Below are 14,441 nucleotides of genomic sequence, written 5' to 3'. Positions count from 1 at the left end.
CCAGATCCCTGTCGCCGGTGACGAGCTGTATACCAAAACTACCCGGCGGGCTGGACGCCGGGGCGGTGCTTGTCAAGGCGCCACCGCGCTGCGCCGGCCGATCGCCATCGCCGCCAGCACCAGAATGGCGGCGATCGCCGCGGCGGCGGCCACGATCGCGCTTGCCTGCCCGCCCGCCGCGAAGATCGCCGCCAGCGCCCACAGGAATAGCAGCCCGTAGGGTGGATTGCCGCGCCATTGCACGAGCAGGACAGCGGCGCCGACCGCGCCGGCGATCAGCATCGTCGCAGCGAGCGGCGGGGTCACCGCCACCTCATAGAAACGCAAGGTGGCGGCGAAGTTGGCGATAGTTGCCGCTGTGATCCAGCCGGCGAGAGCGCTTAACGGCAGGAAGACGCACCAGCGCTCCGCAGCGTGAAGTCGCTCAGGCCAGCGGGCAAAGAGGCGATTGATGACGAGCAGGCACGCCAGCGTGCCGACGATGATCCCGCTGGAGATCGCGCCGAGGCCGTGCAGCTGGGTATAGGCCGCCCACAGCCCGTTGCCCAGAAATGCCGCCGCCGCCGGCCAGCGGATCGCCGCCACCAGCGCATTGTCGCGCTGGCCGGGGAGCGCCTGATAGACGGCGAAGACGATGGTGCCGGCATAGAGCGGCCCCCAGATTGCGAATGCCCACCCGGCCGGCGTGATCAGGTTGCGTACCGCGTCGGACTGGTCGCCGATCGGCAAGCCGATGCCGAGCCGCGGCAGGAGCGGCGCGACGATCTGGAACAGCGCCAGGATCAGGGGGGCGAGGCGTGACAAGGGGGAGGCCATGGCCCCTCAACCTCCCTGCCCGCGATCGGTTGCCGGGTGTTCGACGGCGCCCGACCCCCCATCGTTTCGCCATTGAACCTATCCCGGTGCTGCCGAGTTTTCACCCCGTGCGCCAGGAGAAGACGATGGACAGGTTTTTCACGAACATTGCCACCAAGTCCGCCCAGATGATGGGACAGCCGATGGCGTTCATCGTCTCGACCTTGTTGATCGTCATCTGGGCGCTCAGCGGCCCGTTCCTGCATTATTCGGATACGTGGCAGCTGATCGTAAACACGGCAACGACGGTGCTCACCTTCCTCGCCGTGTTCCTTATCCAGAACAGCCAGAACCGCGATGGCGCCGCGATGCAGGCAAAGCTCGACGAGATTCTGCGCGCGCTGGACAAGGCCCGTGAGGAGTTTGTCGGCATCGAGCATCTCACCGACGCCCAGATCGCGGCCATCCGCGATGCCCTGGAGCAGGACATTCGCGGTCTCTCCGAAGGCAAGGAGAAGACCACCTGCCGGACCGTCGAGCGGCTGCTCAAGCGTTATTGAGCCGGCGGCGCGATCGCCAGTTCCACCGGGAACGCGATAGCGCGCGGGCACGATCAACCCGCTCGTCGAACGCCCGCATGCGTCGGCTGCCGACTGTCCCGAACATCTGCCAGCCCTCGGGCTCCAGCCGACGACGATGCCCGTGCCGTCGATCATCACGACCGCCTCGAGCAACGTCTGAGGACTCCGCTCGGGATCCGCCATCCCCATCCGGCCGCTCTATGGCGACCGAACGGGGTGAGGCCAAACCGGCGTCAGTTCTCCCCGCTGCCGGGCTCGGCGAGGTTACGATGCATCTGCGCCGTGACCTTCTCCGGAAGGACGCGACTGGCCGCGACCTGCAACTTGTTCTTCAGGCCGTGGACGATATCCGCCTTGCCGGACATCAGCGCATCCCACCCGGTCCTGGCGACATCGGCAGGATCGTCCTTGGCCTGCTGGCCGACCTTGGTGTCGTCCATGCCGGCGCGATGGAAGAACTCGGTCTCCGTCGGACCGGGCATCAGCGTGGTGATGGTGATGCCGTCACTGTCCTTGAGTTCGTTGCGGATCGCATCGACGAAACTGTCCACGAACGCCTTGCTGCCGTTATAAACCGCCTGGAACGTGCCGGGCATGAAACCGGCGATCGATCCCGTCACCAGCACCTTGCCGTCATTGCGCGCAACCATCGGCTTCAACACCCGCTGAAGCAGGTACAGCGTGCCGGTGATATTGGTCTCGATGACGTGCCGCCACTCGCTGACCTGCTGGTCAAGGAAAGCGTGGCCGAGCCCATGTCCCGCATTCGCGCAGAGCAGGTCGATCGGCCGGTTGCCCGCCGCCTCGAGCAGCTGGTCGACACCGTCGATCGTCGACAGATCGACCTCCAGCGTCTCCACGGACCCGCCGAGCCCGCCCAGCCCCGCGCCGATATCGACGAAGGGCGTGTCGGCAGCGACCAGCAGATCATAGCCATCGGCCAGCGCCAGCCTGGCCAGCTCCAGCCCGATGCCGGTCGAGGCGCCGGTGATGATCCCGAATTTGTTAGCCATTGGGTCTCTCCTGTCAGGCGATGGCGAGATCGGGCTTGAGAACGATCTTCGTCACCTCATTCTGCTTGTCGTGGAATATCTTGTAGCCCTTGGCCGCATCCTCGAGCGGCATGCGGTGGGAGATCAGGAAGGTGGTGTCGATCTTCCCTTCCAGCACTGCCGCGAGCAGCGCGGGCATGTAATGCTGCACATGGGTCTGGCCGGTCTTCATCGTCAGGCCCTTCTCCATGAACGCGCCGAGCGGGAATTTGTCGACGAAGCCGCCATAAACCGCCGGCATCGACACCCGCCCGCCCTTCCGACAGGCGATGATCGCCTGACGGATCGAATGGATGCGATCCGTGCCGAGGAAGGTCGACGCCTTGATCTGGTCGATGACATTGTCGACGAACAGGCCGTGCGCCTCCAGCCCGACGGCGTCGATCACGGCATCCGGGCCGATGCCGCCGGTCATTTCCATCAGCGCCTCGTAGGTCGCGCTTTCCTCGAAATTGATCGTCTCCGCGCCGAACCGTCGGGCCAGTTCCAGCCGGTGCGGGAAATGATCGATGGCGATGACCCGCTCGGCACCCATCAGGAAGGCGGACTGCACCGCGAACAGGCCGACAGGGCCGCAGCCCCACACCGCGACGGTGTCGCCCGGCTCGATCTCGGCATATTCCGCCGCCTGCCAGCCGGTCGGCAGGATGTCGGACAGGAACAGCACTTTTTCGTCATCGATATCGTCGGGGACGACGATCGGGCCGACGTCGGAGAAGGGCACGCGCACATATTCCGCCTGCCCGCCGGCATAGCCCCCGGTCATATGGCTGTAGCCGAACAGTCCGGACATCGGCTGGCCATAGGCGGCCTGGGCGATATCCTGATTGTCGGCGGGCAGACCGTTGTCGCAGGCGGAATATTGATGCTTGCCGCAATGGTAGCAGGCGCCGCAGGCGATGGTGAACGGCACCACCACCTTCTGCCCTTTTTTCAGCGTCGAGCGCGGGCCCACATCGACGACCTCGCCCATGAACTCGTGCCCGAGGATGTCGCCGGCCTGCATGGTCGGGATGTAGCCGTCATAAAGGTGGAGGTCGGATCCGCAGATCGCCGTCGCCGTCACCTTGATGATCGCATCGCGCGGATTGACGATCTCCGGATCGTCGACGGTTTCGACGCGGACGTCATGCTTGCCGTGCCAGGTGAGCGCGCGCATCAATTCTGTTCCTTCTCAAGTTCGGCGCGGTTGCGCGCGCCGGTGGCGATCTCGCCGGTTTCCATGAGTTGCTTGAAGCGCCGCAGGTCGCGGCGCGCCTGGATGCCGGGCTCGCGCTGGAACAGCTTGGCGATCAGCTTGCCGATCGTGCCGGCCGGCGGATCATAGAGAATCGTCGCGGTGACGACGGTGCCACGCGCGCCCGCGTCGCGGAAATCGACGCGGCCGCTGTTCGGCACCTCCGCGCCCTCCTCCGACGCCCAGGCGATCATGCGGCCCTCCTGCTCCTCGGTGATCGCGGCGGTCCATTCCACCGTGCGCCCGCCCGGCGCCTTCACCACCCAGTGGGAGCGCCGCTCGTCGAGAATGTCGATACGCTCGACATTCTCCATGACGGTGGCGAGGTTCGAAAAATCGCGCCAATAGGCATAGAGTTCGCTGCGCGGCCGGTTGATCGTCACGGCGCGACCGACCAGCGCGTCGCCCTTGGGCTCAATCAATGCCTCGGTTGCTTCGTCGACGGCCTCGCTTCGCTTCGATGCGGTGAGTGGGGCGTCATCGGTCTGCTGGTCTGCCACGAGCATCTCCATTACGCGGGAGAGCCAAGAACCGGCCATGACGAGCCGCCGTTCCAACCGTTGCAGAGGCGTTCTCACAAAGCGGGGCGAGAGCCTGTTTACCTCGATCGCGATCCGCTCTATCGCGCCGTCAGACGAACGGCGCCGACAAAGGTCCGCGCGGGCGGTTAGCTCAGTTGGTAGAGCATCTCGTTTACACCGAGAGGGTCGGCGGTTCGAGCCCGTCACCGCCCACCAGTCAGAACCCGAACATGCTCAATGGCCTCGAAGGCCATCGCCGCAATGCACGATCAAATTTCGGGGACGGCTCGCCGCGGCCGTCTCCCGCCCGCGTTGCGCCGATCAATCGTCCCGCGAGTAAACGATAAATTAGCGATCGCCATTTACTAGGGCGCTGAGGGGTCATGATTGTTGAGGCCCGTCGTCGTCGCGACGGGTGTCGCGTCACAGGAAATCCGTGCCGAAAATGTCTCATCACGGGACCAACGGCACACCGCCAGTTGACACGAAGGCGGGCGTACGTTTCGATGGAACGTGCAGTCCGGGGGACGAAATGCGGAACTTTTCAACAGGTCGCGATAACAGATCCGCTTTCCGGGCAGGTTTCAGTCGTTTCGTCGGCGGGGTGCACGGCCGCGACGCCCGATCGGCGCAGCGCGTCGTGCCGGAAGCGCGGATCATCGGCGATGCGGAGCTTGTCCTCGCGACTGGCTGCGTCCCACGCTACGAGCCGGCCGAATATGAAGCCCCGTCGAGCGCCCACCCCAGCAACCTCGGCGGGCTGCCTCTCTGGAGCGGCGACACTCCGCCTCCCGAGGTCGGCGATGTGGTGACGCGGAATGATCGTCAGCGTACCAGCATCACGGTCACTGGCTATGAGGTCGACCGGGGATGGCTGCTGATGAAGGGCTATCAGACGGATAACCCGTCCGTCGCCTGGACACTGACCGGCTGCGAGATCGTCGCGGGATAATATCGGTTTAGCCGGCCCGGGAGCGCGCGAGCCTGCCGCGGCCGAGCCTGACGCCTCTGGCGATCAACTCGTTCAGCAGCCGGCTGTCGCGCCAAGCATTCCACGCCGTTCGCCACCGATGTCATCACGGCAGGCGCCTCCATCTACCTTATCAATATTACGGGCTCCGTTCTTCGGGAAGCATCGACCGTCCAAAGTTCATTTTACTTAAGGTGCATAAGAAGCACGAGATCACTACGACTTAGGTAAGAATTATTCCGGCTCCGGTATCATTATCTTGCAGAAATGATACTCCGCCGAAACGAACCCGAATATTTCCTTCAGTACGGATCAATCTCTCCGTCCCGGTCTAGGAAACAGACTGACTTTCCTCCAAAACGATGGCATTCCTTGCGAACGGAACCGGAACTGAGGAAATCATGCTGGCCGTGGGAAATCTGAACGACGTGGACTATGATGAGGCCCCCACTGTTCTCATTCTGGGTGATGATCGAAGTAGCGCGACGGCGGACGCCGCGCGCGCAGTGGGGACCCGTGTCGTCGATTGTGTGTCGCTCGACATGGCGGAGGCCCGGCTTGATCAGCAGGTCGATGTCGACACGGTCATCCTGATCCTGCGCAACGACGAAGGCGCCCTCGCCGACCGGCTGCTCGATCGCATCGACCTGGCGGCACGCGAAGGGCGCTATCGCGGCGTGGTGATCGTGCCCGCATCGCTGATCGACGTGGCGGCAGCGCGGTTGAACCATGGCGACGTGACGCTGCTCGCCGATCCGGAGCCGATCGAAAGCGCGGCGGCGATCGCGATCGCCTGTGCCCGCAATTCCGGCCGGCAGCGGCTTCACGACCGCGGCAATGACGGCGGCACGCTGCGACTGGTCGAACTGACCCAGGAGGTCGGCCGTCTCGCCAAACAGCTCGCCGCGCTGACTACGCACCAGGATAACCCGCCGGCGCAGGAGGCGACGACGACGCTCGATGTCGCCGCCGGGGAGGATGTCGACGCGACAACGATCCGCGCCTTCATCCGCGCGCGGCGGGTGCGCGATCAGTTCTTCCGCGGGGATTTCTTCGCCGATCCGGCATGGGACATTCTGCTCGACCTCGCCGCCGCGCGGAAGGAAGGGCGCGGCGTTTCGGTATCCAGCCTGTGTATCGCCGCCGCCGTCCCGCCGACCACGGCGCTGCGCTGGATCAAGAGCCTTGGCGACGAGGGGCTGCTGGTGCGCCGCGCCGATCCGACGGACGGACGCCGCGTGTTCATCGCGCTCACCGAGCGGGCGGCGGCCGGCGTCGACGCCTGCCTGGCCACGATCATCCGCACGCTAAAGACGATCTGACCATTCGGGTCATGAAAAGGGGCCGGCGGGCGCGAACCCGCCGGCCCCTTTTTGTCGTGCCCGCGATCAGTCGCCGCTACGCGCCGCGGCCGGGGCCGCCGGCTTGCCGGCGTCGAGATGATCCCAATTGAGGATGGCGTTGAAGCCGAGGAAATAGCTGCCCTGCGATTGCCAGCGCCAGAAGGGGCGCATCGCGTAAAGCACCATATGCCCCTTGCCGTCCGGCACATCGACGATCAGCGCCTTGTTGGTCAGCGTCTCGCCGCCGACCAGCAGGCCGCTCAGCAGGATGTTGTCCGCCTTGGCCGGGAACTGCATCACGGTGCGCGGGAGCTGCGTCGGCGCGGCGCCGCCGGTGCGGCTGGTCGGCAACGCGGAGCCGAAGGGCGAACCGTTTTCGGCGATGCCGGCCGGCGCCGCCGGTGCCGCCGGTGTCGCATTGAACGGCGCGATCTTTTCCATCACCGCGTTCGGCGTGACGTTCTGGCTGAGCCGCGCGCCCGGGGCATTGGGGTCGAAATAGCCCATGCCCCTGCCGCCCGCGCTCACCGAGAGCACCGGATTTGCCGAGAAGTAGATCGGCATCTCCTTGTTCTGATAGCCGTAGACGAGCGGGCTCGACTGATCGGTGATGACGCCGCGCATCAGTGCGCCCTTGGTGAACAGCTGCGACGGCTCCGACACTGCGACGCCCTGGGCAACCCCGTAATCTGCCAGCATCTCGACGGTCGAGCCGTCGCCGATCAGCACGCCGCCGGCCTGCACGAACTTCTTCAGCTCGGCGAGGCCATCCTGGCCGAGGCCGCCGCGGATATCGTCCGCTGAATCCGGCGTACCGAGGTTCGGGGTGATCGCCGACTTCTTGTACGGGATCGCATCCGGCCCGTTCATCGCCACACCGACCACCTGATCGCGCGCGCTGGAGCCGACCGTCGGGTAGATGATCACGTCATATTTCTGGCGCAGCCCGCCGTCGCGCACCTTGATGTCCGCGAAATAGGTGTAGGGTACGCCATAACGATCGAGCGCGGCGCGCCACCAGCCTTCGTCCTGCGTGCGCAGCCAGGAATGGAGGTAGCCGATGCGCGGCGCGGTCAGCGCGTGGCTGGGCACCGCCGGCAACGCCGCCACCGCCTCGCCGGAAATGCCGAGATCGGCAACGACCTTGTCGAGTTCGGCGCGATTGGCGTTCTGGACGATGAAGGTGCCGGCGGCATAGCGCTTGCCGCCCGCCTCGAACGGCTGCTCGGCCGCCGCCATCTTCGCGCCCTTGAGGCGGAAGCGCAGCGCCACCAGCTCGTTGTCGCCGGTGTGGTTGAACAGGATCGTCGAGCCGGTGCCGGTGATCACGCCCTTCGGCGCGACATCGGCGGTGAGCAGCGTCATCGGCTGGGTGAGGATCGTCGGATCCTTCACCGTCTTCAGATCGACGTTGCGCATGTACTGCATCGTCCAGCCGGTATCGTCATAGGGACGCGGATTGGCGGCCGGATAATTCTGCACGCTGAGATACATGTCGGCGAGCGTGCGATAGGGCTGGTCGCCGCGGATGACGAAATCGCCAGCAGCCACACTCACGCCCCCGGCGGTGAAGGCGGAGTTGGCGGTGCTCACCTCCAGGCCCTGATGGCGCAGCTCGTTGATCATGTCGGCGATGTTGAGCTTCGCGTTCTGCGCGGCCGGGATCACCCAGGCGTTGACGTCGCCGGTACGGCCGGCGTCGATGGCGCGCTTGTTCTTCAGCCAATAGTTTTCGAGATAGATTTCGCGGTCATTGGCGACCCGGTTCAGCGCGAAGAGCAGCGCCGATTCCTGGATATTGGTGTTGTTACGGGGACCCCAGTCGATCGAGGGCAGCGGCGGATTGGCGCGATACCATTCGCGGCTCGTCACCGTCGGCGCCAGCTTCAGGCCCTTCTGCACGTCCGGGCCATAGCTCTGTACTTCGTAGAAGCGGCCGAAGCTGTTGTGGGTCTGGGCGATCCAGAACAGATAATTGGGCACCCAGCCGTCATAGAAGCCATAGGTGAACACGCCGGGAACGTTGCGCTTGGCCATTTCCATGACCTCGGTCTCGGCCAGCAGCCACCATTCGTTCGAGGAGATCGGGTCGAGCGAAGGATTGTAGGGGCCGGTGCCGGTCGAGACGTAGAGGTAGGACTGCGCCTCGTGCAGGTCATGCAGCACGGTCGGGTGCCATTCCAGCACGTTCTCCGTGATCGCCTGGGTGAGCTTCAGATACTGGCCCATCCCGTCGCGATTATTGTCATGTGCGACATACTTGCCCCAATAGACCATCGGCGGACGCGGCTTGCCCGTCTTCTTGCCGTAATAATAGGTATCGACCATCTTCTCGCGCCCGTCGACTTCGAGGACGGGGGTGATGAACGTCACCATATTGTTGCGGATCTTCTGGATGAAGGGCGATTCCTCCACTGCCAGGCGATAGGCGAGCTCGATCAGCATCTCGGGTCCGCCCGTTTCCGGCGAATGGATTCCGCTGGTGATCCAGTAGAGAGGCTTGGCCGTCTTGATCAGCTGGCGGGCCTGCGCCTCGCTGGTCTTGCGCGGGTCGCCGAGCGCGGCCAGCGCCGCCTTGTTCTGGTCGAGATTGGCGATCGTTGCCTCGTCGCCGATGGCCAGCACGACAATGTCGCGGCCCTCCTCGGTCTTGCCCACCGTCCACAGCTTGACCCGCTTCGAGGTGCGCGCGAGCTCCTGATAATAGCGCTCGATATCCTTGGCATAGGTCAGCTCGCCGGGCGTACCGGGGATACGGCCGAAGAATTTGAGCGGGGACGGCACGGTATCCGACGCCGGCATGTGATCGACGAGCTCGGTGCTGAAGCGCTTGTCGACGAGATGCTGGGCGATCAGCTTGCCATATTCGGCGTCCATCGGCTGGCTGGAGGTGGCGACGTCCTGCGCGGCGAGCGTCGCCGTCGCCGTCGAGAGCATCGCGATGGCCAGTGCAGCGAGACAGGTGGCCGGGACGAGTTTCTGCATGCGATTCCCCCTTTTGACGTGCGACCTCCCGATACGCCTCCGGACGTAAGGCACAAGCCGCTTGGACCTCAGAATACAGGTTTTTCCGCGACAATCTCGCCAAAGATGGCAGTGACTCGCCCCATCGCTTAGCGCGGAATCGCCCGTATCAGCGGGCTCCTTGGCGCATTCGAACTAGTCCAGGCGAGTAGTTCCGGTCGACAGAGCGTGGAGTCGCAGCCGCCTGGCCCCGTGGTTTCGCGACATTTCTCCACAAACCAATGTTTAATGATTCATTCTATAGATGATCTCAATTGATTCTGCCATTTGTTTGCATTGTTGTGGAGCCGGTCTGTGAAGAATCTGCGTATCGCCAACAAGCTCATGCTGTCCTTCGGGGGCATGGGGTTGCTGCTGCTGATCCTGGCGTGGTCGGCGGTTTCGCGGTTGGGGGCGATGCACGATCTGGCGAAGCTCGGGCTGAGCGAGCACGTACCGCGCATCATGGTGATGAAGGAAATCGACACCGCCATCACCCAGCTTCACGCCGCCGAACTGGAGGCGGCCGACCCGGTCTTGATGAAAGAGGCACAGACCGACCTGGGGCACGCCCAGGCAACGATAGCGCGCGGATATCAGCAGCTCGACGCGATGCGGTATCGTCCCGATATCCGGATGATCCTCGACCGGTTCAAGGTCGCGATGGATGCGCGCTTCAAGGAGAGCGACGCAGTCGCCGATCTCGCCCGGCAGCAACGCAGCGCAGAAGCCGCAGCGTTGACGCATCGCCACGCCCGGCAAGCCCATGATTCCCTGTCGAAAGCGACGGCGGAACTCATCGCCGCTCAGACCAGCCTCCTCAAAAGTGACGAGGCAGAGGGCGACGATCTCCACACCCGCGGGCGGCTGCTGCTGCTCGTCGTTGCGGCGGTGATGTATGCCGGCCTCGCCGGAATGCTGGTGCTGCTCGTCAAGCAGATTGCCAGGCCGGTGGCCAGCATCACCCGCGCGATCAGCGAACTCGCCAGCGGACGCATGGACGTCCCGGTGCCGGTTGACGAGCGCGCCGACGAGGTGGGCGCGCTCGCCACGGCGATGAAGCAGCTGCGCGATCAGCTCGCCGCCGCCGAGCAGGCCAAGGCCGAACAGACGGCGCTGATCGTCGACAGCATCGGCGACGCGCTCGGCCGGCTTGCCGACGGCGATCTGGCGACACGGGTCGATGCCGACCTCACCGGTTCCTACGCCCGGCTCAAGACCGACTTCAACAGCGCTGCCGACGCACTCCAGTCCGCCCTCGCCCAGGTTGCCGAGGCGGCGCGCGCCATCGACGGCGGCGCCGGCGAGATCCGCCTCGCCTCGGACGATCTCTCGCACCGCACCGAGCAGCAGGCGGCCAGCCTGGAAGAGACCGCCGCCGCGATGAGCGAGATCACCGACACCGTGCAGGCCACCGCCGACCGCGCCGAAAGCGCCCATGCCGCGGTGGAGAGCGCGCGCGAGGAGGCCGAACAGTCCGGCCGGGTGGTCGCGGACGCGGTTGAGGCGATGAGCGGCATCGAGCGCACCTCGAAGGAGATTTCCGAGATCATCTCGGTGATCGACGGCATCGCTTTCCAGACCAATCTTCTCGCGCTGAATGCCGGGGTGGAGGCCGCGCGGGCGGGCGACGCCGGTCGCGGCTTCGCCGTGGTGGCGTCGGAAGTGCGCGGGCTTGCCCAGCGCTCGGCCGAGGCGGCCAAGGACGTCAAGGCGCGCATCACGGCGTCGTCGCAGCAGGTCGCCAGCGGCGTCGAGCTGGTCGGCAAGACCGGCAAGGCGCTCGACCGCATCATCGCCCGCGTCTCCGAGGTCAACGCGCTGGTCGCCGAAATCGCCAGCTCCGCCGAGCATCAGGCCGCCGGCCTCAAGCAGGTCAACATCGCCATCGGCGAGATGGACGGCGTCACCCAGCAGAACGCCGCCATGGTCGAGCAGGCGACCGCCGCCGCGCGCAGCCTGGCGAGCGAAGCCGAGGGCATGGCGCGACAGATCGCCCGCTTCCGCACCACCGAGGGCGCGGGCCCGGGTTCGCCTGTCCACCGGTTGCAGGCCCGCGCGGCCGCGGCCGGACAACGGTTCTGATCACATGTCGGGCGACCGACACTCCCTCCAGCGAACAGGTGCCTCCGTGCGTGATATGAAAATGACCGTGCGTATCGCTATCGGCTTCTGCGCGGTGCTGTTGTTGATCCCGATCATCAGCGTCATCGCCGCCAACCGCGTCGAGGTCGTCAACGGCAACCTCGTGACGATGAACGATCTGAACAGCGTCAAGCAGCGCTACGCGATCAACTTCCGTGGCAGTGTCCATGATCGCGCCATCGCCGTGCGCGACGTCGTGCTCGCCAAGGATGCGCGGGAGCTTAAGACGGCGCTCGACACCATCGCCGACCGCGAGGCGAAATATGCCGCCTCCGCCGGCCCTCTCGACACGATGGTCGCGCCCGATCGGGCGCCGGCGCCGGAAGAGACCAGCATCCTTGCGAGCATCAAGGCGGTCGAGCAAAAGACCAACCCGATGGTCAAGGCGATGATCATGCACCGCCAGTCCGGAGATGTCGCCGCCGCCGGCGCGGTGCTCGCCGAGGCGCGGCCGCAATTCGACGAGTGGCTGCGCGTCATCAACCAGTTCATTGATTTCGAGGAGGCCCGCAACAAGGAGATCGCGACCGACACCCGCTCCCGCACCCAGGGCTTCACCTGGCTCATCCTCAGCTTCTGCCTGGTGGCGATGGGCATTGGCGGCGGCGTCTATTGGTGGGCGACGGGCGATGTCCGCAAGCTGTCGGGCATGACCGGCATTCTCGCAAAGCTCACCGGCGGCGAATATTCGGTCGCCATTCCGGCCGCCGACACCAATAACGAAATCGGCCAGCTCGTCCGCACCATGGCGAGCTTCCGCGAGCGCCTGCTCGCCGACAAGGCGCGCGACGAGCGCACCACCCAGGCGATCGCGAGCATGGATCGCGCGCTGGAGCGGCTGGCGGAAGGCGACCTCGCCGGCCGCATCGAGGCGGAGCTGGAGGGCGAGTTCGTCAAGCTCAAGAGTGATTTCAACAAGGCCGTCGCCGCCCTTGAGACCACGCTCGGCCAGGTCTCGCAGACCTCCGGCGAGATCCGCTCCGGCTCCGCGCTGATCAGCGACGCCGCCGACAATCTCTCGCAGCGCACCGAGCAGCAGGCCGCCGGCCTGCAGCAGACGGCAGCGACGATGAACGAGATCACCGCCATGGTCCGCCAGACCGCGGAGGATGCCGGCCGCGCCAACGGCGCCGTCGGCGAGGCCCAGGTCGAGGCGCACCGGTCCGGCGAGATCGTGACGCGGGCAGTCGGCGCGATGGGCGGGATCGAGCGCTCCTCCGCCGAAATCTCCGAGATCATCTCGGTGATCGACGGCATCGCCTTCCAGACCAACCTCCTCGCCCTCAACGCCGGCGTGGAGGCTGCGCGAGCCGGCGACGCCGGGCGCGGCTTCGCGGTCGTCGCCTCGGAGGTCCGCGCGCTGGCCCAGCGATCGGCCGAGGCGGCCAAGGACGTCAAAAGCCGCATCACCGCCTCGTCCGATCAGGTCGCGGCCGGCGTCGAGCTGGTCGGCGAAACGGGTCGCGCGCTGGAGCGGATCAGCGCGCGGGTGAGCGAGATCAGCAACATCGTCTCCTCGATCACCGAATCCGCCGATCGTCAGGCCACCGGCTTGCAGCAGATCAACATCGCCATGTCGGAGATCGACAGGGTGACGCAGCAGAATGCAGGCATGGTCGAGGAGACCACCGCCGCCGCCCGCAACCTCGCCACCGAGGCGGATCAGCTCGCCGCCCAGATCGCCCGTTTCCAGCTCGGTACGCAGCCGGGCGCCCCTCCGCTGGCCAAGGCGCCGGCCAGACGCGCCGCCCCCGCGGCACCACGCCTCGTCGGCAACACGGCGCTGGCGATCGAGGAGGACTGGTCGGAGTTCTAGCCCCAGAAGCCGGGGGCCGGCGCGATCAGCCGCCCGCCCTCGGCGGCAACGCCTCCCGGGCGATCCTGCTTCAGCCATAGCGGCCCGTCGAGATCGGCGAAGTCGGCGCGCGCCGCTAAATGCAGCGCGGGCGCGATCGACAGAGACGTGCAGATCATGCAGCCGACCATGATCCCCATCCCCCGCGCCCGCCCGGCCTCATACAGCGCCAGCGCGCCGGTGAGGCCGCCCGCCTTGTCCAGCTTGATGTTGATCATGCCGTAGCGCGGGGCGAGCCGATCGAGGTCGGCGACGGTGTGGCAGGATTCGTCGGCGCATACCGGCACCAGCGGCGCGAAACCTTCCAGCGCGGCGTCCGCCTCGGCCGGCAGCGGCTGCTCGACAAATTCGGTGCGGAGTTCGGCGAGCGCCGGTTGCAGCCTTTGCAGCAGCGCGAAGTCCCAGCTCTCGTTGGGATCGACGATCATGCGCGGGCGCGGCGCCGCCGCCCGTACCGCGCGAAGGCAGGTCTCGGGATCGCCGGCATCGACCTTGACCTTGATCAGCGGCATGTCGGCGAGCTTCGCGGCGGCGGCGGCCATCGCCTCCGGGCTATCGAGGCCGACCGTCAGCGCGGTGACCAGCGCCGGCAATGGCGCCCCGGCTACCGCGCTCACCGACGGCCCGCCGCGCCGCGCCTCCAGGTCCCACAGCGCGCAGTCGACCGCGTTGCGCGCGGCCCCGGCGGGCAGCAATGCCGTCAACTCCGCGCGCCCCGCCCCGTCGGCGATGGCGCGCTCGATCGCGGCGACCTGCGCCGCCACCCCCGCCCCGCTCTCCCCATAGCGCGGATAGGGCACCGATTCGCCGCGACCGGTGACTCCGTCCTCGGTCACCGCCACCGTGACGACCTCCGCGACCGTCTTCACCCCTCGCGAGATGCGAAACGGCGTCGCCAGCGGCCATTGTTCGACCCGGGTGGTGATCTGCCGTGGCACG

The 14,441-nt window shown here is 66.1% G+C and carries 11 protein-coding genes, 1 tRNA gene and 1 pseudogene; 6 read left to right on the top strand and 7 right to left on the bottom strand.

All coding sequences use genetic code 11. From position 1 onward, the window contains the following. Positions 1–72 precede the first annotated feature (72 nt). The gene (locus tag KOF26_RS14050; protein ID WP_216326206.1) at positions 73–816 is read right to left on the bottom strand and encodes a TspO-related membrane protein; all 744 of its coding nucleotides are present in this window, start codon (positions 814–816) and stop codon (positions 73–75) included. A gap of 125 nt (positions 817–941) precedes the next feature. Here KOF26_RS14050 and KOF26_RS14045 point away from each other — a divergent pair, with 125 nt between their 5' ends. Next, positions 942–1,355, top strand: a complete 414-nt coding sequence (locus tag KOF26_RS14045) for a low affinity iron permease family protein (protein ID WP_216326204.1) — start codon at positions 942–944, stop codon at positions 1,353–1,355. A gap of 54 nt (positions 1,356–1,409) precedes the next feature. On the opposite strand, the pseudogene KOF26_RS17435 reads toward KOF26_RS14045, so the two are convergent. From KOF26_RS17435 to KOF26_RS14025, 4 genes and pseudogenes are all read right to left on the bottom strand, one after another. Beyond that, positions 1,410–1,559, bottom strand: a pseudogene (locus KOF26_RS17435) (PAS domain-containing protein); the annotation flags it as partial. 50 nt (positions 1,560–1,609) lie between these two features. Next, positions 1,610–2,389: an SDR family NAD(P)-dependent oxidoreductase gene (locus tag KOF26_RS14035; protein ID WP_216326202.1), complete on the bottom strand. Its 780-nt coding sequence runs from the start codon at positions 2,387–2,389 to the stop codon at positions 1,610–1,612. Positions 2,390–2,402: 13 nt separating this feature from the next. After that, positions 2,403–3,587, bottom strand: coding sequence for a zinc-dependent alcohol dehydrogenase (locus tag KOF26_RS14030; RefSeq protein ID WP_216326200.1), 1,185 nt, complete (start codon positions 3,585–3,587; stop codon positions 2,403–2,405). Next, on the bottom strand, positions 3,587–4,165 hold the full coding sequence (locus tag KOF26_RS14025; RefSeq protein ID WP_216326197.1) for an SRPBCC family protein: 579 nt from the start codon (positions 4,163–4,165) through the stop codon (positions 3,587–3,589). The genes KOF26_RS14030 and KOF26_RS14025 overlap by 1 nt, the downstream gene beginning before the upstream one ends. Positions 4,166–4,326: 161 nt before the next feature. Here KOF26_RS14025 and KOF26_RS14020 point away from each other — a divergent pair. The 3 genes from KOF26_RS14020 to KOF26_RS14010 all read left to right on the top strand — a co-directional run bounded on the left by KOF26_RS14020 (position 4,327) and on the right by KOF26_RS14010 (position 6,478). Beyond that, positions 4,327–4,402: transfer RNA gene (locus KOF26_RS14020), tRNA-Val, on the top strand. A gap of 316 nt (positions 4,403–4,718) precedes the next feature. Further along, entirely contained in the window at positions 4,719–5,138 is a 420-nt protein-coding gene (locus KOF26_RS14015) for a hypothetical protein (protein ID WP_216326195.1), read from the top strand. A gap of 419 nt (positions 5,139–5,557) precedes the next feature. Then, a complete protein-coding gene (locus KOF26_RS14010) occupies positions 5,558–6,478 on the top strand; it encodes a winged helix DNA-binding protein (RefSeq protein ID WP_216326192.1) in 921 nt (306 codons plus the stop codon). Positions 6,479–6,544: 66 nt separating this feature from the next. Here KOF26_RS14010 and KOF26_RS14005 read toward each other — a convergent pair whose 3' ends face one another. Then, positions 6,545–9,484 (bottom strand): M14 family zinc carboxypeptidase, encoded by a 2,940-nt coding sequence (locus KOF26_RS14005; protein ID WP_216326189.1) that lies wholly within the window; start codon positions 9,482–9,484, stop codon positions 6,545–6,547. 333 nt (positions 9,485–9,817) lie between these two features. Here KOF26_RS14005 and KOF26_RS14000 point away from each other — a divergent pair, with 333 nt between their 5' ends. Together KOF26_RS14000 and KOF26_RS13995 are read left to right on the top strand one after the other, a co-directional pair. After that, the gene (locus KOF26_RS14000) at positions 9,818–11,587 is read left to right on the top strand and encodes a methyl-accepting chemotaxis protein (protein WP_216326187.1); all 1,770 of its coding nucleotides are present in this window, start codon (positions 9,818–9,820) and stop codon (positions 11,585–11,587) included. A 4-nt stretch (positions 11,588–11,591) separates the two neighbouring features. Further along, entirely contained in the window at positions 11,592–13,463 is a 1,872-nt protein-coding gene (locus KOF26_RS13995; protein ID WP_363182257.1) for a HAMP domain-containing methyl-accepting chemotaxis protein, read from the top strand. On the opposite strand, the gene dgcA is transcribed toward KOF26_RS13995, so the two are convergent. Next, positions 13,460–14,440 (bottom strand): N-acetyl-D-Glu racemase DgcA, encoded by a 981-nt coding sequence (gene dgcA, locus KOF26_RS13990; protein ID WP_216326183.1) that lies wholly within the window; start codon positions 14,438–14,440, stop codon positions 13,460–13,462. The genes KOF26_RS13995 and dgcA overlap by 4 nt on opposite strands. Position 14,441 lies beyond the last annotated feature (1 nt).

Source organism: Sphingomonas quercus, from assembly GCF_018863195.1.
GTDB lineage: Bacteria > Pseudomonadota > Alphaproteobacteria > Sphingomonadales > Sphingomonadaceae > Solisphingomonas > Solisphingomonas quercus.
The sequence above is the reverse complement of the archived record's forward strand: the minus strand, read 5'-3'. Positions and strand labels throughout refer to the sequence as shown.

Excerpts from the sequence above, each read along its gene's own strand:
- KOF26_RS13995 (WP_363182257.1), top strand. The coding sequence starts at position 11,592 with ATGTCGGGCGACCGACACTCCCTCCAGCGAACAGGTGCCTCCGTGCGT.
- KOF26_RS14015 (WP_216326195.1), top strand. The coding sequence starts at position 4,719 with ATGCGGAACTTTTCAACAGGTCGCGATAACAGATCCGCTTTCCGGGCA.
- KOF26_RS14050 (WP_216326206.1), bottom strand. The coding sequence starts at position 816 with ATGGCCTCCCCCTTGTCACGCCTCGCCCCCCTGATCCTGGCGCTGTTC.
- KOF26_RS14045 (WP_216326204.1), top strand. The coding sequence starts at position 942 with ATGGACAGGTTTTTCACGAACATTGCCACCAAGTCCGCCCAGATGATG.
- KOF26_RS14035 (WP_216326202.1), bottom strand. The coding sequence starts at position 2,389 with ATGGCTAACAAATTCGGGATCATCACCGGCGCCTCGACCGGCATCGGG.
- KOF26_RS14030 (WP_216326200.1), bottom strand. The coding sequence starts at position 3,587 with ATGCGCGCGCTCACCTGGCACGGCAAGCATGACGTCCGCGTCGAAACC.
- KOF26_RS14010 (WP_216326192.1), top strand. The coding sequence starts at position 5,558 with ATGCTGGCCGTGGGAAATCTGAACGACGTGGACTATGATGAGGCCCCC.
- KOF26_RS14005 (WP_216326189.1), bottom strand. The coding sequence starts at position 9,484 with ATGCAGAAACTCGTCCCGGCCACCTGTCTCGCTGCACTGGCCATCGCG.